Origin of the sequence: Mesorhizobium sp. M3A.F.Ca.ET.080.04.2.1 (assembly GCF_003952525.1) — a bacterium.
Lineage (GTDB): Bacteria > Pseudomonadota > Alphaproteobacteria > Rhizobiales > Rhizobiaceae > Mesorhizobium.
In genome coordinates this window covers 2,199,988-2,217,477 of the sequence record NZ_CP034451.1, presented here as the reverse complement: position 1 = coordinate 2,217,477, position 17,490 = coordinate 2,199,988, and the positions used below count along the sequence as shown (strand labels likewise).

15 protein-coding genes and 6 pseudogenes are annotated in these 17,490 nt (G+C 59.9%); 8 read left to right on the top strand and 13 right to left on the bottom strand.

Going from position 1 to position 17,490, the window contains the following annotated elements; translation table 11 throughout:
- Nucleotide 1: 1 nt before the first annotated feature.
- Nucleotides 2-1,189, bottom strand: coding sequence for a glycosyltransferase (locus EJ074_RS10780; RefSeq protein ID WP_245420673.1), 1,188 nt, complete (start codon nucleotides 1,187-1,189; stop codon nucleotides 2-4).
- Nucleotides 1,190-1,446: 257 nt separating this feature from the next.
- Here EJ074_RS10780 and EJ074_RS10775 point away from each other — a divergent pair, with 257 nt between their 5' ends.
- Complete coding sequence (locus EJ074_RS10775) at nucleotides 1,447-2,364, top strand: hypothetical protein (RefSeq protein WP_095809164.1); 918 nt, start codon at nucleotides 1,447-1,449, stop codon at nucleotides 2,362-2,364.
- A 28-nt stretch (nucleotides 2,365-2,392) separates the two neighbouring features.
- Here the strand turns inward: EJ074_RS10775 and EJ074_RS10770 are convergent, their stop codons facing one another.
- Nucleotides 2,393-3,334, bottom strand: coding sequence for an NAD(P)/FAD-dependent oxidoreductase (locus EJ074_RS10770; protein ID WP_129553316.1), 942 nt, complete (start codon nucleotides 3,332-3,334; stop codon nucleotides 2,393-2,395).
- A gap of 218 nt (nucleotides 3,335-3,552) precedes the next feature.
- Here EJ074_RS10770 and EJ074_RS10765 point away from each other — a divergent pair.
- From EJ074_RS10765 to EJ074_RS10750, 4 genes and pseudogenes are all read left to right on the top strand, one after another.
- A pseudogene (locus tag EJ074_RS10765) lies at nucleotides 3,553-4,497 on the top strand (manganese catalase family protein).
- A gap of 44 nt (nucleotides 4,498-4,541) precedes the next feature.
- Nucleotides 4,542-4,733 carry a DUF3606 domain-containing protein gene (locus tag EJ074_RS10760; RefSeq protein ID WP_129553315.1) on the top strand — a complete coding sequence of 64 codons (192 nt, stop codon included), beginning with the start codon at nucleotides 4,542-4,544 and terminating at the stop codon, nucleotides 4,731-4,733.
- 146 nt (nucleotides 4,734-4,879) lie between these two features.
- Complete coding sequence (locus EJ074_RS10755; protein ID WP_095809224.1) at nucleotides 4,880-5,389, top strand: DUF892 family protein; 510 nt, start codon at nucleotides 4,880-4,882, stop codon at nucleotides 5,387-5,389.
- Between the two features lie 152 nt (nucleotides 5,390-5,541).
- Nucleotides 5,542-5,776: pseudogene (locus EJ074_RS10750) on the top strand (integrase core domain-containing protein); the annotation flags it as partial.
- 409 nt (nucleotides 5,777-6,185) lie between these two features.
- On the opposite strand, the pseudogene EJ074_RS30210 reads toward EJ074_RS10750, so the two are convergent.
- Nucleotides 6,186-6,365 (bottom strand): annotated as a pseudogene (locus tag EJ074_RS30210) (MucR family transcriptional regulator); the annotation flags it as partial.
- Nucleotides 6,366-6,811: 446 nt separating this feature from the next.
- On the bottom strand, nucleotides 6,812-7,021 hold the full coding sequence (locus EJ074_RS10740; RefSeq protein WP_129553313.1) for a cold-shock protein: 210 nt from the start codon (nucleotides 7,019-7,021) through the stop codon (nucleotides 6,812-6,814).
- A 177-nt stretch (nucleotides 7,022-7,198) separates the two neighbouring features.
- On the opposite strand from EJ074_RS10740, the gene EJ074_RS10735 reads away from it, so the two are divergent.
- Together EJ074_RS10735 and EJ074_RS10730 are read left to right on the top strand one after the other, a co-directional pair.
- Complete coding sequence (locus EJ074_RS10735) at nucleotides 7,199-7,390, top strand: hypothetical protein (protein ID WP_129553312.1); 192 nt, start codon at nucleotides 7,199-7,201, stop codon at nucleotides 7,388-7,390.
- Nucleotides 7,391-7,725: 335 nt separating this feature from the next.
- A complete protein-coding gene (locus EJ074_RS10730) occupies nucleotides 7,726-7,962 on the top strand; it encodes a hypothetical protein (RefSeq protein ID WP_129553311.1) in 237 nt (78 codons plus the stop codon).
- A gap of 749 nt (nucleotides 7,963-8,711) precedes the next feature.
- Here EJ074_RS10730 and EJ074_RS10725 read toward each other — a convergent pair.
- The 9 genes and pseudogenes from EJ074_RS10725 to EJ074_RS10685 form a co-directional block, all read right to left on the bottom strand.
- Nucleotides 8,712-8,918: pseudogene (locus EJ074_RS10725) on the bottom strand (hypothetical protein); the annotation flags it as partial.
- A gap of 705 nt (nucleotides 8,919-9,623) precedes the next feature.
- Nucleotides 9,624-9,938, bottom strand: a complete 315-nt coding sequence (locus EJ074_RS10720; protein ID WP_245454829.1) for a hypothetical protein — start codon at nucleotides 9,936-9,938, stop codon at nucleotides 9,624-9,626.
- 810 nt (nucleotides 9,939-10,748) lie between these two features.
- Nucleotides 10,749-11,214 (bottom strand): annotated as a pseudogene (locus tag EJ074_RS10715) (cupin domain-containing protein).
- Between the two features lie 485 nt (nucleotides 11,215-11,699).
- Complete coding sequence (locus EJ074_RS10710) at nucleotides 11,700-12,143, bottom strand: pyridoxamine 5'-phosphate oxidase family protein (RefSeq protein ID WP_129553310.1); 444 nt, start codon at nucleotides 12,141-12,143, stop codon at nucleotides 11,700-11,702.
- A 25-nt stretch (nucleotides 12,144-12,168) separates the two neighbouring features.
- Nucleotides 12,169-12,597 carry a phosphoribosyltransferase family protein gene (locus EJ074_RS30205; protein WP_245454872.1) on the bottom strand — a complete coding sequence of 143 codons (429 nt, stop codon included), beginning with the start codon at nucleotides 12,595-12,597 and terminating at the stop codon, nucleotides 12,169-12,171.
- Nucleotides 12,569-12,886, bottom strand: a complete 318-nt coding sequence (locus tag EJ074_RS30200) for a hypothetical protein (protein WP_245454828.1) — start codon at nucleotides 12,884-12,886, stop codon at nucleotides 12,569-12,571. Before EJ074_RS30200 ends, EJ074_RS30205 begins: the two co-directional genes overlap by 29 nt.
- 125 nt (nucleotides 12,887-13,011) lie before the next feature.
- Nucleotides 13,012-13,812 (bottom strand): annotated as a pseudogene (locus EJ074_RS10700) (aminotransferase class I/II-fold pyridoxal phosphate-dependent enzyme); the annotation flags it as partial.
- A gap of 493 nt (nucleotides 13,813-14,305) precedes the next feature.
- Nucleotides 14,306-14,917 (bottom strand): response regulator FixJ, encoded by a 612-nt coding sequence (gene fixJ, locus EJ074_RS10690; protein WP_129553308.1) that lies wholly within the window; start codon nucleotides 14,915-14,917, stop codon nucleotides 14,306-14,308.
- On the bottom strand, nucleotides 14,907-16,394 hold the full coding sequence (locus tag EJ074_RS10685) for a PAS domain S-box protein (RefSeq protein ID WP_129554036.1): 1,488 nt from the start codon (nucleotides 16,392-16,394) through the stop codon (nucleotides 14,907-14,909). Before EJ074_RS10685 ends, fixJ begins: the two co-directional genes overlap by 11 nt.
- Before the next feature lie 249 nt (nucleotides 16,395-16,643).
- Here EJ074_RS10685 and EJ074_RS10680 point away from each other — a divergent pair, with 249 nt between their 5' ends.
- Nucleotides 16,644-17,006 carry a hypothetical protein gene (locus EJ074_RS10680; protein WP_207210064.1) on the top strand — a complete coding sequence of 121 codons (363 nt, stop codon included), beginning with the start codon at nucleotides 16,644-16,646 and terminating at the stop codon, nucleotides 17,004-17,006.
- Nucleotides 17,007-17,490 lie beyond the last annotated feature (484 nt).

Here is a 17,490-nt window from a genome sequence, read left to right as displayed (position 1 = left end):
ATCAGGCGCTCCTGCGGAACGGTAGAACCTTTTTGCTCTCGCTCGCTTCCTCGATGAGTGCGGCCATGGCGTGCCATGTTCGCTCCCAGGACATGTTGGCGAGATAGGCATCAACCTTGCCCAGCCACATGTCGCGCGGGCCAGCGAGGGCGGAGCGAAGCTTCGTCTCGATATCTTCGGCGTCCGCGATCTCGACCAAACCCGCGGCCCCGTAGCTACGCACCACGTCGACGACGGCGGTTGAGACGACAGGCAGGCCCGCAGCCAAGAACTCCGGTGTCTTCGTCGGACTGATGAAGCGCGTTGCTTTGTTGAGCGCAAACGGCATCCAGCCGGCATCCCAGTGCCGCAGGTAGTTAGGCAGCTCGGCGTAGGCCTTCGAACCGAGCCAGTGCAGATTTGCGGCCTTGGGCAAGCTGGCCGGGTCGATCTTGACCACGGGCCCCAGCATGACGAAATGCACATCCGGCATTGCCTCGGAGGCTCGCGCCACAAGATCGATATCAAGCCGCTCGTCCAGAACCCCGAAATAGCCTACCCGCGGATGAGGAATGTCAGTCTGGTCGGCTGGATCCTTTCCGGCTTTCCTTGCCCTGCGAAAATGGCCGGCATCGATGCTGCTCGGGAAAGGATAGATCGCATGATGCAGGCAGCGCTTCGCTTCGAAAAGGCTTACCCCGCCGGTGAAGACAATGTCGGCACGATCGAAAAGCGCCTTTTCCCACTGACACAGATCCGGTGGCGCGTTCTTGAATGCGGAAAGCTCGTCCATGCAGTCATAGACGCAGACGTCGCAGCAGAGATGCCGGCTGAATCGTAGCGCCATGGGAGTGTAATACCAGGCGCCCAGCTTGGCATGCGGCGTGGAAGCCAAGATCCGGTCGAGGTATCGGCGCTGGATGACATCGGCCCTCACGCGAGACGTTCCCAGCGGAAGAATGGGCGTGGCGACCTGAATGTTTGGCGCCACCTTATCCAAACGCAGCTGTGGCTGGATTTGGTCTTCGAATACCGGCTCCTCGAAATAGACAATCTGCTGCTCTCTCGCTGCGAGCGTGAGGAGGTGCTGCGGGCGCTGATGAACGAAGTTCCAGCGGAGATGAGAAAAGCATATTAGTAGTTGTTGTTCTCTATTGATGGTTTTGGTGTTCGCCGTGTCTATCCCCGCGCCCATGTAAATAATTCCCATAGTGTAATCTCAGGTTTAACTGCGATTAACATTTGTTAGCCGCAGGTGCCGGAACCATTTCCGGCTCCCAGCCTAACTTGCAGTGAAATGACTTGTTCCCGCCTCACCCATTCGAACGGCTGACTCCACGTGGGCTGGCGGACCGTCGGCATGAAACTCTTGGGGACAGGCGTTCGAAATTGGTCAGACGGCCTCATTTGGGTTAAGTCAGCGCTATACTGCCGGGCGGCGAGGCAGCGACCGCTGGGGTGACCGAAATGAGGATTGAATTCGAAACGAACGAGTTCCCATTGTTTCATCCGCAATCCGTGGACGATCTCAAGGATCCATGCCCGGTCTTTGACGGCAGCCGTTGGCACGTGTTCGGCTCGAGTGGCACGGTGACCACCGAAACCTGGAAGATCCTGCACGCCACGGCACCCGAACTGCGTGGCCCCTGGACAGAGCATGATGCGATCCAACTTGCCGTCCATGGCTCCGGCGTCGCGGCGCCCGGCGTCATCCATGAAGCCGGCGTCTTTCACATGTTCATACAGACGGAGTTCATGAAATCAGGTGGCCGCTGCGAGCACGCGGTTTCCAATGACGGGTTCCATTGGGTGGTGCTTAACCCGGCGATCCTTTCGATGCCGGGCACCGACGAGGATGGCATCTATGACCCGCACCCAGCTATCGTCGGCGGAAAGCGCTACATCGTCTATTCCGGAATGCCGAAAATCACTCGGGTGCCGCAACCCGATGTCTATCTGGCGCGAAGCCAGTCCGATTCGTGGTTCGGACCCTGGAAGCGCATCGGCAAGATCCTCGACCACAATGACGTCCCGCATCACAATACGCGCGACGACCCGAACTACGAATGGGGGATAGAAGGCGCTCAATTGGTGGAACTGCCGGACGGCCGCGTCCTTCTGAACGCCACCTGCTTTCTGCCTCAGGGGCAAAGAGGCAGCCGGCAGCGCGTTTTTTTCGCCATAGCCGACGATGTGAAGGGACCCTACACGTCAATTGGCCCGGTGCTTGATCCCGGCGGGCCTGGAGAAAACGGGCACTCGACGGTCATGATCGAAGGCCAGCAACTGACGCTGTTCTATCAGAGCCGTGTGGCCGCAACGGACCACCGTTGGCGCTACGGCCTGGCCAGGTGCGACATCGGCCTGCTTTCGAAGGTTGCCTGAGAGGATTTAGAGCTCGCAGGGCCGGCTCTCATCCGGCTTCAGCGCGAAGCGTCGCCCGATCCCGGCGCGCGGACAGGGCGTTGTGGATGTGCGTGGCAGCCAAGGCTGCATGGCCAAATCCCACTGCTATCTGATTGAGCGCTTTGGCGACGTCTCCTATGGCGTAAAGGCCTTGCACGGATGTTTCCGAGTGTGGCCCCACCAAAATGTAGCCGTCTTCGTCGCAGTGTGCGCCAGCGCCTGCGGCGAGTTCGGATCGAACGTCGCACCCCATGGACGCATACAGCACGTCGATCTGGCGGGACGGCGACCCGTCAGCCATCACCACGTCGAGCCCGGAGCCACGAGGGACCAGATCATCCACGACGTCCCATATTTCTATGTCAGCCGCGCCGGCCTCTAGACGCGCGGTCTCGGAAATATCTGCGGGATAGTTTGAGAGTATGCAAACAAATGGGCTGTAGTGTCTCAGGAACAACGCCTCCTTGAGGGCCAGGCGCTCTGGGCCGGCGACCGCAATACGGTGCCCTGCGGCCTCGTACGCATCACATACAGGACATAATCGGACGGTTCGTGCAGCGATCGCCTCTCGCAAGCCCACTATTGTAGGAGCCTTGTCAACAACCCCGGTGGCAAGGACCACATAAGACGCCCTCATAACACCGCCAGCAGTTGTGAGAGTGAAAGCTTCTTCAGTTCTCTCTAGCCGTTCAACCTTGTCTTGGACAATGTCGGTTGCATACGCTTTCACCTGCTCTCTCAACCGAACCAACAGATCCTCTCCGCTGATGCCATCAGGAAAGCCGGGACAATTGTAGGTCTTGGGAATGAGTTTCGCACGCCCGTCACCGGTATCGAAGATAATCACAGAACGCAAAAAGCGGGCAAGATAGACAGCCGCAGCAAGGCCCGCAGGCCCGGCCCCCACAACAGCCACATCGCGAGCCTGATCACCGATGAAATTGTACATCGCCTTTGAACACGTGCAGGAGAGTGTTGTTCCCAAACATCCTGAGGAGCATTCCGGGGTCACAGGGGAGGACGACGGTTTGCGGCCCGCGATATGAGAAGCGCGGCCAGGTCCGTTCACGGCGACGGAGCGCGGTGTGTCGGTCCAGGATTGTCGGTTGGCGAGGTGGAACATTCCTGATGGGGTCGTGTTAGGGGCGCCAACCCTGGAGAGTTCTCATGTTCATGCACAACAAGCGACTGCAATATACCGTCCGAGTTTCAGAACCCAATCCGCGCCTGGCGTGCATGATTATGGAGCAGTTCGGCGGAGCTGATGGCGAACTCGCTGCGGCGATGCGCCATTTCACGCAAGGATTAGGCGAAGACGACATTGGCCGCAAAGACATGTTGCTTGACATCGCCACGGAAGAGCTCAGCCACCTCGAGGTGGTCGGGTAGATCGTGACAATGCTCAACAAAGGCCTGAAGGCACAGCTCGCCGAAGGCCAGATGAAAGAGGCCGAGCTGTACCTGATGGTTGGCGCCAGCGGCACGACTGCCAAAGAATCGATCTTGTTCGGCGGTGGGCCCGCGCTTTGCGACTCGGCCGGCGTCCCGTGGACCGCCGCCTATATCGACTCGCGCGGCGAGCCCACGGTGGATCTGCGTTCCAACATAGCGGCCGAGGCGCGCGCCAAGATCGTTTATGAGCGACTGATCAACATCACCGATGACCCTGGCATCAAAGATGCGCTTGGTTTTCTGATGACCCGCGAAGTCGCGCACCAGAAGTCATTCGAGAAAGCGCTTTATGCGATAGAAAACAACTTCCCCACGGGCAAACTCCCCGGCATCGAGAAATATGCCAGCATGTATGTCAATACTTCGCAGGGCGAAGGGGACACCACGGGACCGTGGAATTCCGGAGACGAATGGGACCGCATCGACAATCTCGAGGAGGTTATGCCGGTTGACGGCGGAGACGGAACGGCAACCGTCAAGCTAGCGGCCAAGGACAAGAAAGTTGCGGCCAAGCTGGCCGAGCGGACACTGTCGGACCCGTCCTCCCACCCCACTACGGGCGCGGACATTGGCGCTGGCCCGGGGGGTGGGCGCACCAAGAAGGGGGATATGGGCGGCGCCGGCAGCATTCGGGAAGCTGCCGCGCGCCCGTCAAAATAGCGCCCATCGGTGTGCGGTGCGGCTCACCCACGCAGGGAGGTGACATGGAAAGTGACAGCGCCGAACGTACCTTTCGCAACCCGAATCGTGTCTCGGCGAATGACCCCTATGAGGTCGGCTACTTTGCTGCTGTGAATGGGCTGACAGAAGAACAGGTGCGCGGCTTGATCAGAACGCACGGCGAGGAAGTTGCTGTACTTGTCAGAGAGGCGCGAAAGCTCAGGGAGTTCCAATAGCAGCGCTCGACCTCGGCTCACGACCGACGCAGAGTCTGGCGTGCGTCCCAGCAGAAAATCACAGTTCATCGGCACGAGATGAGCGGGCTTCAGGAACAATGGACCTCTTCCCCGGTTTGGGGCTCGCTAAGCAACAGGAGACAACAATGCCTGAATCCCGCGAATGGCTCATCCAATGGCTGAGGGACGCGCATGCGATGGAGGAACAAGCAGAGACGATGCTCTCGGGCCAACTGAGCCGGCTCGACAGCTATCCAGAGCTCAGCGCACGCATCCGATCTCACCTGGCCGAAACCAAGGAGCAGGCCAGACGTTTGCAGTCCTGCCTGGATGCGATGGACGAGGGTTCCTCAACACTCAAAGATGCGGGCGGCAAGCTGACTGCAATGGCTCAGTCCATCAGTGGGGTCTTCGCAGGCGACGAGGTGATGAAGGGCTCTCTTGCCAGCTACACATTCGAACATATGGAAATCGCTTCTTATACGATCCTGATAGCGGCAGCCAATGCAGCCGATGAAGCGGAGATTGCCCGCGTGTGCGAGCAGAACCTCCGCGAGGAGGAAGCGATGGCTGAGTGGCTGAAGAACAATCTTCCTCAGGTCACAGAGATCTTCCTGGCACGGGCCGATGCCGACAGCGACAGTGCCAAGCGTTGATGTGGCTTAACATGACGCGCCGGGCGCCTCCCGATGCGCAAACAGTTACTAGGTGAGCGATTCCACCGCAGCCAGATTTCGTCGCCGGCCATTGAACCGTGCCTTGTTGGCACTTGTGTTCGAAGTTGTCGGTCATTCGCCTTTTCATCAACCATCCCTGGACCAACGGTCAAGTCGAGCGGATGAACCGAACCATCAAGGACGCGACCGTCAAGCGCTTCCACTATGACGATCACGATCAGCTGCGCCGACACCTCGCCGCCTTCATCTCAGCCTACAATTTCGCACGCCGGCTCAAGACGACGCCTTTTGAGTTCATCTGCAAAACCATGGAAAAAAGAGCCCGAGCGCTTTCGACTCGACCCGGTCCATCAAATGCCGGACTAAACACCTAGCCACCGCCCGCCCATCGCGAGATTAGCAGGAACTGATTAGCCTTCTGCGGGTTATAGCCCCGAGCGGCCCGTCCCCCGCCGCTCCCTTAAGCAAGAAGCCCGTCGTTCTCTCCCCGAGGCGGCGGGCTTCCGCTTTACAACCCGGCCGCGGGTTCTTGGCGAACACAAGCAGGGCTTTGCCAAATGTATCAAGAAGGGTGGACCTTTTGTGCGAGTTTACAGGCTAGGGCCGCGTGGGCGGCAGTCAGCGTCGAGAACTGAAAAGCCCCGGCGCAGAGGGGTGATTCAGGCGCCGGGGCAGGGATTGGGCATGCAGGCTAGCACCAGCATCTCCGCCGACGAACTTGCGCGAATGTCATGAACGATTGATCAAGGGTGAAAGCTCGTCAGCGACCTTCACATCAGAATTCATGGCACTCCGCATTCATCGCGAAGAACGCCTTTTGGCCACGCTCTTCGCCGGTCGCGGAATTCCGGCCGAGCCCAGCCGCCTTGGCCCGCGTCGACCGCTGGGCGGCGTAGTTCGGCGCGACCATCAGATAGTCCGGCTTCAACCCCCACTTCTCGCGGTACCCTTCGGGCACTGGCGGGCTTGCTCTTCGGCAATGTCTGCCTTCTTGGCCAGTCGCTTCGCCAGAATATCGAGAGCGGCCTCGTGTAAATTCCCATTCTCGCTGGCGTGGTTGCTCATAGCAGCTGAACCTCCTAGCCTTCAACGGTTGAGAGGCCCATATGTTCACATGCGAAGTTTCCTCGCAGCGGCTGCTTTTTACCGGCCTGCATTCGCGCCTACGCGGCTATTTGCGCTTGGGCTTGCCCTTTGGGGTTGTATTGACAATCTCCTGCGCCAACCTGGCCGCCCGAAGCCGCGCCGTCTTTGCCTTCCTCCTGGCCGCTTCGCCCTCAACTATCGTCCGCGCAACCTGTGTGGTCGCTTCGCCTTGGCATGGACAGCCATTTTTTGCCTCTTACCAAAAAGGCCGGGCACAACCGACCTTCTCCAATGCTTGAAGAGCCGGTGCTCATTTCAAGCTGCTTGGATGTTCTCCGCGGAGCTCTTGCCTTTGCGCGCATCCTTTACGATGTCGAAGCTCACCTTCTGGCCCTCCGTCAAGGATCGCGTTCCAGCGCGCTCCACAGCAGAAATGTGGACGAACACGTCTGGCTGTCCATTGCCCTGTTCGATAAAGCCAAAGCCTTTGGTGGCGTTGAAGAACTTCACTGTTCCCGTAGTCATTGCGATTTCCTTTCAACTCGGCGCAAATCATCCACGTCTGGCAGACTGCCAAACGAGCCAGTTTTCGAAATTGAGAGGGAAAATCGTCAGGGCGCCAAGCGCGAAAACAGCGTTCGTTCAACAAGATCGACGCCAGGAGCATAGCGCTCATTTTGGGTGAGACAAGGTGAACCCGACGTGACACGCCTGCTGCCACACTCGGCGCATTTCACCATCGCACGTCCCATCTCGCTGACGCGTCCGGCCCGAGCTTTTGGTCGCGGCAGCAGTCAGGCAGCCGGCCCGTCATGGTCACGCGCCGTAGTGCCGGAGAGCCGCTGGGCCATCCGACTGAAAGCTCTTCAACAACTGCTCGACCTGATCAACTGAAACGTCGATCAGGCTAATTCGGGACTGCACGCTCCCGCCTTCTGCGCGGGGGTGCTCGGCCTGTCAACAGGCGCCCACGATATCGACCGGCATCGCATTGATCCCGCGTTGCCGTCCACGGCTCACTCGTGAAGCGAACCTCGTCCGATAGGCGACTGGGCGGCGTTACCGAACCAAAGCGGCCGGAGACAAAACCCGCTCCGTTCATATTATTCGACGCGCTGATTGCTAGTTAACATAGACGATCCCAAATCATCCAATTGGTGGATAGAAGCATTTTTGGCCGGTGCTACATTGGGTCGCGAGGATGGCAACTTGGTTTTCTGAGGTTAATCATGAGCAAGACCCTCATTGCTATCGCCGTCCTCGCGATATGCGTCGGCTCTGCCGAAGCCAACGGCAGCAAGGTACAAACCGCGACGCGCTGGCCCACCGCCTTCGAAACCCCTCCCGCCTGCACCGCGTCAAGCTCATTATTTGAAGTTCTCGGCGGCTCGTGTTTTCTCGTCAAGGGTTCGATGATCTATGACGACATCGCCGATCTTTCTCAGATAAATACTGTGGGCTGGTAGCCAAGCCACTGGACCGAGGAACCCGGAGCACCCGCCCGGTTCCAGGCAAGCCACCCCTGGGCCTGCCGGCGCATATCAGAGTCAGTCTCGCGAACTGGTTATCGAACGATGATGCGATGGCAGCCATCCGCGATCTTCTGTGGCAACGCTTCGGGCGGCTGGCGTACCATTCACATTGTTAAAGCGGAATTTAATAAAGCAACGCACTATCTGGGCGCCCGGTCACCGAACTCGGGCAAACAGCCCGGTCTGCAAACGTGTCCAACCTAAATGCCAAGCAGGCCCCCATTCGCTTTTCAAACCGGCGGAGATCGGCGGCACGCCGTGAAGCACTCCTTGCCAGTTCAGCAACCGACGGTGAGCTGCTCGCGCGCGTGCAGTAGTGCCGAATGTGCGCATGGGCAGCGTCCGGCTGGGCAGCGGCGCCGCGCTGCAGCTGAGCGAGGACGATGCACTAGCGACAAGTCGGAAAATCCCCGGTGTAGTCGTGGCGGCGGTGCCAGACCAGTGCGAGCCTATCGTGTGGCCTTCTCAAGCGGCCTAGCCCGGCTGTTCATGCCAGATCACTTGCCGCAGATCACGCCAAACAACCGCTTGGCCGCAGATCTGGCACACCCAAACTTACCCTGCAAGGAGCAGTTTAGCGAGCCATTCTAGCCGGACGCTGAAAATCGCGTCGGCATCGTCGCGCCGATGGGCACAAGCTCAATCACGGGAAGCGACAAAGCCCAGTGAGGGCAGGGCAGGTTGACCCTGCGGCCCCTGGTGTCGATCGAGCCTGCCGGGGTGACGGTGTTTTGCCGCTGCAAGGCGACGATGTCCTGACCCGACAGGCCGAGCGTGGCCAGCTTGGCATAGGGGGAACCCGACGAAATCTGTTCGGGTCGTTCACGGAGGATGTTGATCTTCTTGACGCCTGGCACGCGCAGGAGGTCCTGGCGGATTACCTCGGCCTGCCCCTCACTGTGACCGACCACAGCGAGTATACTGGTAGGTCAAAACTGTTTCGGTGGGGATGACCAGCGCGTCCTCGCGCTAACCCTGTATCGTGACCGTCAACGGTCCCGGACCGCCTTGTCACGAACGCGCCTCGGGTTGTAGCCCGGGCCAAAGCATTGCCCGCACTCCGGCCGATCGAACTCGTAACCATTGCGTTTCGCGTAAGACAGCATCGCCAGCTGACCATGGAACAATCGAATAAGGCGTAGCCACCAAGTCAAGGTCGGCTTCAGGTCAAACTCGCTCGGGTAGCGCGTCCGGTGGCATCTTTGGCAAACGTTCGGCAGCATCGTGGGGGCAAAATGAGATTGATTCGAAATCACGGAGAAGCCGGTGATCGACGCAGACTGGCGGGAACTGAACTGTCCGGCCCCCTAGCTCGGGGACCGCCCAAGCGACAATTGCCGTTGTGGATCACACTAGGCGTTCGATGGGCGCCTTCAATGAAAAGGGCGGTTCATAGTGAACGAACTGTCACTATCCACAACACATTTTCTAGCGTCCCGTTAGGGTCAAATATTGCCAGACCAATGGCACCCGTTCCTCCATATGGAGGCGCTCGCCGAGCTGAGCAGGCCTTCACATTGCGACTACCGCCAGCGGCACCAATTTAACGCTCCCATCGACCCTGGATCGGTACCGGTCGATGTCGAGGATGTACCCTAAATCCGCCTCGCGTACTCGGAGATGCGCTCAAAACCAGTAGCTTCGCCGTCCCGGTAATGGGTGGCAGCCCGGTCCATGGTCGCAGCGGCGTTGTTCGACCCCTTCGCCGGCGGCCCGAACGGATTGGCGATAATGACGTCATCCTGCCGCGAGTAGAGATATTTCAAAGGTTCAGGATCGCCCTTTGCGAAGGCATGCCAGGCCAGATGATTTTGTTCGACCAATTCCGCTAGGTGAGAGCTTAACATCTTAGCGCCCTCAGACGATCGGTATGAGAACTTATCCGAAAACTCTGTCCGCCACTCGCGCAATCTCACTTCCTGATAGCGGTGGCTTTCGGAAACTCTGATCCGCTTGGGAATGGGTGCCCGGTCTGTCACGGGAAGCGCAGGGATGCACAGGGCAACAGGCCGGGCCTCACCCCGTTCGTGGGAGCGGGGCTGATACCAATAGTGCGCCGCGATTTAGCCGTCCGCAATCCTGGGCATCAGCACTTACTAATGACCCTTCCTCGACGATTAGGACGGGCACTCAGCCGAAAGGCGAGTCGCGCTCTCGAACCAGAGATGTCAGTTCAGGCCGAGCAGTAGATAAGTTCGGGGGCTTGACCCTCGGTTATGCCCGTATCTTTAACCAGATCCCGACAGATAATTCCGGACTGCACACTGGAATGTCCGCGACAGCCGAAAACCCGATTGCATCGCGTGTCAGCACTGCCAGCGCGCGTTGCGCGCTTCATAACGGATATCAAGCGATCATTTTTCTTCTAGATACCAGTGCCGGCGCGGTACGGGTGCGCTGCGTCACGCATCGCGAGACCTCGCCGCTACGGGTTATGCCTGCTGCGAGCACCCTTCGTCCCCAGAGGCGCCATCCAATGTCGACTCAGCTTACTGAACCACATAGCGCGCTTCTCCATGTCCCCCTTTTTGTGCTTCGAAAGTCGCAGAAAAGGCATCGTCGAATTAATGACTTACGTCGTCTGACCAGTCGATTGGAGCGAGCCTTTGAGTGGCAACAGTCACTGGACGCCACCGTAGCGATCAGGCCGCGGACTTCTGATATCACCGGCGAGCAGCGCTGCGGTTGCGGCGGCCCCAAGGTGATTTGGCCAACCCCATTCACGCGCGCGTCGTCGGAGTCGAGAGCTGGTCGGTGTCGTAGCGGTTTCGAAGATCGGCGAGCGCCGCCTTTGGATCCGGCCCCGCCCTGCGCTGCCAGTCTGGCGAGCTCTTCGAAATAATGCTCGTGGCCAGGCGGAGAAACGGTCATCAGCACGCGTGCCGGTTTGTCGCTGACATTCGTGATGTTGTGCGGCACTCCCGGCGGGATGAACAGAAAGGTTTCAGGCGTCGCGCGGACCATCTTGTCGCCGAAATGCCACTCGCACTCGCCCTCGAGCAGATAGAAAGTCTCTTCCTGCACCCGGTGAACATGCCGCCCGGTGGCGAACTCCGGCGGGATCGTCCAGTCGAACATGCTCGTGTGCCTGGTATTTTCGCCGGTGACGAGGAAAGCCATGGGATGACCACGCAGCATGACGCCCGTCCTCTCGTCGGGCATGCGGATGACGGCACCAGCGCTCATATGATCCTCCTCTGACTGGGCGCCTTCTTCCGTCATAGTCGGCGGTCCATGCCGGAAAGTCGTGAGTCCGTTGCCAAAAATTTGCTAAAAGGCTCGAATGACAGTGAGGGGCGACCTCTATCAGCTCGGCGCCGGGCTGCCAGGATAGCTCCCGCAAGCTGCGCGAGGCCGCTGGTGCACCTCGGGGCAGTTGGGTAAAGTAGCGATCTGACTTCTTCTTTCTGGCGGTCCCATTTCGCTGGCCTATATCGAAGGAAGCCAGCGATTACCGCGCAGGCAAGGGGTCTGTGACGGGGGAGGTGGGCCCGGTCGAGCCCGCCTTGCCCGCCCAACATCACTCCAAGCGCGCTGATCGACTCGCGGATGTCTCCGGAGCGCTGGCGATGGCACCAGGACGATCGCATGTCAAATGCCGCACCGCCTGTGATCACCACCGCGCTCTCGTGCAGGTGCGCCGCCCAGTTGGTTGATCATGCCAGGTTCGATCAGCTCTCACTCGCCTCTCGCCCTGAGACACCGGCGACAGAGATCCGGAAAAAAACATGCGGCAGGTCAGCCGGCGGGGCACCTGGCTTTAAAGCGCCCGGTTGCCACCACTCCGCATGTTTGCTCAGCAGGGCCCAGGCGTGATCGCGCTGGAGCTTGTGTCCGATGCGGTCGGGGAGCTCCTCATAGCGGCCGTCGACGATGACGCTCTTCCAACTTCTGCCCGGACCCCGCTCATCGACCTGGACTGAGACCAGCCGATTGGCGCGCATCCAATCGATCTTCTTGCCCAACATCGAGAACGCATAGAGATGATTGTCCGAATGGGCATAATAGAGCGGCACGACGTAAGGCTGTCCCTCCTTTGCGCAGCCCAGGCGAGCGAAGCGGTTGGCGGCCAGCAACTTTGTACATTCCAGAGTGGAAAGCGTGCGGATGAGCATCGGCGTCTCCTATTCCTTCGGGTTGCTACATGCTGATTCGCAGCACCGTCGCCGGCTCGGGTTGGGTTACGGCATCGACCGGCTTGCTGGCTGGGTGCGGTCTCGTCACAGATGGCGACGACGTCGTCGTCCGAGAGCTGGGGAAACTTGAGGTAATTTGGCCAATCGCCCGCAAATGCGTCGGTTCGCTTAGGCAGACGGTCCAGTCGGCTTCGCCGGCAAGGTCCGTCAACGTCTCTGGCGGCGCCACCGGGAGGGCTAAGACGATTTCCCGAGGTGAACGTCTCTTCAACGCGCGGATCGCGACTTTCATCGGCGTCCCGGTGGCCGCACCGTCGTCAACGATGACCACCGTCTTGCCCCATACCTCCAAAGGGTCGTGCTTACCGCGACATGCGAGGCGGCGTCTCTCGAGCTCAGGACGTTCATTTTGCGACCAGCACCCGAAGTTCATCATCGCCGAGTGAATAGACCTCCACGACGTCACGGTTGAGTACCACGTCCGGCGGATCGCCATCGACGATCGCGGCGGCTCCCAGTTCCGGATTTCTCGGTGCTCCGACCTTCCGCACTATCGCCAGATCAAGTGGCGCCTTAAGGGACTTAGCGACCTCGGCAGCGACCGGAGCCGCCCCTGGCAATGCGAGCACGATCGGGTTCTCGAGCTGAAGCTTTTCCAGCTCGGCGCCTAGCTTTCGTCCCGCCTCCTGGGGATCGCGAAACATTGGCCTTTTCTTCGTCATGATCGTAACCCATCGCCCCCTCGCGCTCGGTGATGCCGCCGCCGCGCGGCCCGTACATGCCGACCGCATGCACCTCGTCGATATAGGTCATGGCGCTCGCAGGCCGAGCGCGAGGCGCAGCAGCGCTTCAGATGCCGGATCGAGGTGGTGGCGGCCGCCGCGATCGCCGGCGGCAGCGCGGTGGTGAAGATGAAGCCCGGCGCATAGGAGCGCACCGCGTCGATGACCGCGCTGCGGCCGCTGATATAGCCGCCCAGCGTGCCGAAGGCCTTGGCCAAGGTGCCCTCGATGACGTCGATGCGCTCGGCCAGCCGCTCGGCCAGCTCGACGATCTGCCGGATCGGCGCGATGTCGCCGTCCATCGAATAGACGCTCTCGAACACGATCAGCTTGGCGCGCTCGCGCCCGGCCGCCTGCAGCAGGCTCTCCAGATGGGCGACGTCGTTGTGGCGGAAGATCTTCTTCTCGGCGCCCGAGCGGCGCACCCCCTCGATCATCGAGGCGTGGTTCAATTCGTCGGAGAAGATCAGGCAGTTGGGCAACAGCCTGGCGATGGTCGAGATCGAGGCCTCGTTGGAAACGAAGCCGGAGGTGAAGACCAGCGCCGCTTCCTTGCCGTGCAGGTCGGCGAGCTCCTGCTCGAGCTCGACCAGCGGGTTGGAGGTGCCGGAGATGTTGCGGGTGCCGCCGGCGCCCGAGCCCATCTTGCCGGCCGCCGACTGAAAGGCGGCGATGACATCGCCGTGCTGGCCCATGCCGAGGTAGTCGTTGGAGCACCAGACGGTGATTTCCTGGGCGCGGCCGTTGGAACGCCAGACGGCGCGCAGAAAGCGGCCGACGATGCGCTCAAGATCGGCGAAGACGCGGTAGCGCCGCTCTGCATGGAGCTGGTCGATCGCTTCCTCGAAGAACCGCTGGTAGTTCATGTGTAAGGGCCTGTTCAAGAGGCGGCGCCGCGGGGTGCGACGGTTCGATCCGCTGGACTCAACCTACGAACGAGGAAAGAGCGCCGCTTTGAGCTGTATCAAATTGCAGGGCGCGTGGTCGTTTGAGGATGCACAGGTTCTAGGCGCAGGCCGCGCCAAAACTGATCCAAATCAAAGCGCCGAGCCACTTTTCGGCCCACGCTGAGCGGATGTGGAACCCAATCGCAAGCGCTCCGTTTGGCCGTAGTCTCGAACTAGCCGTTCTGGACGAGGAGGGCCTGCATGCTCTTGTATTTCCCTGCGAAAAAGGGCGCGAGGGATGGCAGCATGCCGTTACAGGCATCCGAGTCGATATCCGGCCAACACATTGGCGCGCCTGGCAGCTGGAAAGCGGCCGAGAGGATCGTCAGAACCGTGCGTAGAGCAATTCCGGAAAACGCACCAGTTCCCGTCCTGAAGTTCCGTCAGAACAAAGTGCGTTGCCTTTCAGGTTTCAGCGTGTGGGATCGGCGATCAAAGCCATACGCACCAGATGCGAAAGACTGCCGGCGCCCATCTTGCTCATGAGGTTCGCGCGATGGATTTCGACCGTGCGCGGGCTGATCCCAAGATCGTAGGCTATCGTCTTATTGGGCAAACCCGAAACGAGACCGTCAAGCACCTGACGTTCCCGCTCCGACAGCGTGGACAGATTTTTCCGAATGTCGGCGGCTTGCGGGTGTGACGCCGCCCCGTGGTTGCGGTTATCGACCGCCGAGCGAATTGCGTCGATCAGCACCTGGTCGTCGAACGGCTTCTCGATGAAATCGGCCGCTCCTTCCTTCATCGCTTGCACTGCCAGCGCCACGTCCGCGTGCCCCGTCATGACAATGACCGGCACGGTATGGCCGCGAGCCTTCAACTGCCTCAGGAATTCTATGCCGTCGATGCCGGGCATGCGCACGTCGGTGACGATGCAGCCGTCGACCTCTTTTGGCTCTGTTGCCAAGAATGCTGTTGCCGATACATAGAGGCGCACCGCAAAGTCGGCTGTCGCAAGAAGGAAGCCCAGAGACTTGCGGACGTCGACGTCATCATCGACCACGTGCACGACATCACTGGCCATTGGCGACCTCTTCCCTCTCCACGGCGCGCAAAGTGAACCGAAATGCGGTCCCCCGGCCCGCTACCGACTCTGCCCAGATATGACCACCATGGGATTCGACGATGGTCCGGCAAATGGACAGGCCGACGCCCATGCCCTGCTTCTTGGTGGTGACGAAAGGCTGGAAGAGCTGAGCTGAGACCTCCGGGGCCAATCCCGGACCGGTGTCGATGACGCTAACCTCGGTCATGCCGTCGCGCCGCGCTACGGTGACGACACGCAGCTCGCGGTGCGGCTGCCCCTGCATGGCTTCCACGGCATTTCTCATCAGGTTCAGCAGCACCTGCTGGATTTGGATGCGGTCGGTCAAAACAAGCTCGGCCGTCGGATCGAGATCGTAAGTGACGCGCACGTCCGCCTCTCTGGCCCCAACCAAAGCCAGCGACGAGGCATCCTCGATCAGAGCCGGCAGACGTTCGACGTGACGCTCGCTTTCGCCCCTGGCGACGAAATCCCTCAGACGACGGATGACATCGCCGGCGCGCAAGGCCTGCTCGGCAGCCTTTTCGACAGCCTCCTGCAACATCACGGCATTGTCGTCCTTGCTCTTTTCGAGCAGGCGGCGGCTACCTTTGAGATAGTTCGTGATCGCCGTCAGCGGCTGGTTTATCTCGTGCGCCAATGTCGAGGCCATTTCACCGAGTGCGGTGAACCGCGCCATATGAAGCAGTTCCTGCTGCTGCTCCTGTATCCTGGCTTCGGTTCTGTGGCGTTCCGTCAGGTCGCGGCAGAAACCGGTGAAGAAGCGACCCGTTCCGGGATGCATTTCGCCCACGGAGAGCTCCATCGGAAAGGTCGATCCGTCCTTGCGCTTCCCGGTTACCGTACGGCCCAGCCCTATGATGCGGCGCTCCCCCGTCGTCAGGTAACGCTGCATATAGGCGTCATGCTCCTCCCGGTAGGGCGAGGGCATCAGCAACTTGACGTTTTGACCGATGACTTCGCTGGCTTTGTAGCCGAACAATGTCTCGGCCGCCGTGCTAAAAGATTGGATCAGGGCGCTTTCGTCGATGACGACCATTGCATCGGGCACCGTCGCCAGGATCGAACGCAGGTGATCCTCGCGTAGTTGCAGCGAAGCGTTGGCAAACGACAGGTCGCTGACATCCGTGCCCTGTATGAAAATAGCGCTGATGCGGCCATCGCTAGCTCTAATCGGTTGATTGACGAAGTCTAGGATGCGTTCTTCCGCCATACCCGTCTCGGCGTTGCGAAGGACGATTTTGGCATTGCGGCCCACATAGGGCTCGCCGGTTTCGATGACACGATCAAGCAATTCGAAGAAGCCCTGGCCCTCGAGCTCCGGCAACGCCTCGCACACCGACTTGCCGATAACCTGCCGCTGACCGATCAGTCGCTGGTAAGCCGCATTGGTCAACTGGAAAACGTGACCAGGCTCGCTGAGCAAAGTCATGAAACCTGGAGCCTGATCAAACATCAGCGCAAGAAGCTCATGTTCCGGCAAATCGTCGTGTTGCAGTCGACTGCCTGCCAGCTGGGCGGCCACACTTTCGGGCGAAGCTTGCCCCTTCTTGCTCACAAGCGATCTTCGGATCGGGGAACAGTAGTGATCGATGATCTAACACTCATCCGCCTGCTCGCCAAACAGCTGCTTTGACTTTGATCGGCATCAGCCCTTCGCAGAATGCAAATGAGGATGCATTCCGCTTTCAGGCGAGGTGCCCGAATGTCCTACAAAACGATGGTCGTCAACCTAGCCGTTGATGCAAACCCGGTGGCGATCGTCAATCTGGCAACAGAGCTCGCGCAGCGCTTCGATGGTCACCTGATCGGCCTCGCTGCCGCCGACGTTCCGCCGTTGGTCGCTACGGGAGAAGGCTTGGTCCAGTGCGATCCAGCGCCTCGAGATCGAGAAACGTCTCGCCGAACTGCGCGAGACATTCGAGAAGCTTGTCCCGCCCTCGGTCAGCAGCGAATGGAGACAACGCATATGCGGCCCGACGCGCGCTCGTGCGGCCAATGCCGTGTCGCCTGGAAGGACAGCCGGGAAGCACGCAGGGCCTTGTCTGATGCCTTGCCGACCTATTGATCGCGGAGGTTCTCGCTTGCGGTGACTCTCGTCAGAGCCTTGCCGGATCATCAATCTCCGCCGGGTGACTGCCAGCTGGTTCCTGTCCAAGACTTTGCCCGATATCCACGGGACGAAACAGCTTGAACAGTCTGCATTTTCTTGAAGCATTTCTGCTTTTTGCCGCGCCAGGGCCGACCAATTCTCTCTTGACGCCGGGAGCGGTCAAGCGAGAGAAAGCGATCGCCCTTTGATCGCTCAGGAATGCGGGTACGGGGTCGCATCCGCCTGCTGGTGTTCGCTTCGTCCTTTGGGGTCGCCCGGCGCCGTCCTGATGATCGAGCTGGTTGCAGCCGGATGGCTGGTTGTTCTTGGCCTGCGTCTGATGTCTGGCGTTGGCGCCACACATCCAAAAAGGCCGACGCCATTTCAGTTTTGACGACAAGTGCCATCAATCCGAAGGGATTGATTTATTGCCTGGCAATTGTGCCGACGGACGCCGAGC